The following is a 335-nucleotide window of genomic DNA, read 5'->3' as shown; positions in this document are numbered from 1 at the left end:
AAAGGCGATTTGAATGAATTATTCCGTGTCCATTTGGAAAAAGCTGTCAATACGCTTCTCAAAACGGAGTTAACGGCTTTCCTCGATTACGAAAAGTACGATCGTATTGGTTTTAACACGGGTAATTCTCGTAACGGCTCCTATGACCGTACGGTCAAGACCGAGTACGGGGAACTTCATCTCCAGATTCCGCGCGACCGCAACGGCGAGTTCAAGCAACAGACTGTTCCTGCTTATAGACGGACGAATGATACCTTAGAGGAGACCGTCATTCACCTCTTCCGAAAAGGTATTACCATGTCGGAAATCGCAGACTTGATTGAGAAAATGTATGG

The 335-nt window shown here is 45.7% G+C and carries 1 protein-coding gene; it reads left to right on the top strand.

The genetic code is table 11. From position 1 onward, the window contains the following. Positions 1 to 335, top strand: a 335-nt coding sequence (locus tag HMPREF2961_RS00600; protein ID WP_176747392.1) for a transposase, incomplete at both ends; no start/stop codon positions are given.

It is taken from the genome of Enterococcus sp. HMSC076E04, assembly GCF_001814285.1.
Taxonomy (GTDB): Bacteria; Bacillota; Bacilli; order Lactobacillales; family Enterococcaceae; genus Enterococcus_B; species Enterococcus_B lactis.
This window is presented reverse-complemented; position numbering and strand designations above follow the sequence as displayed.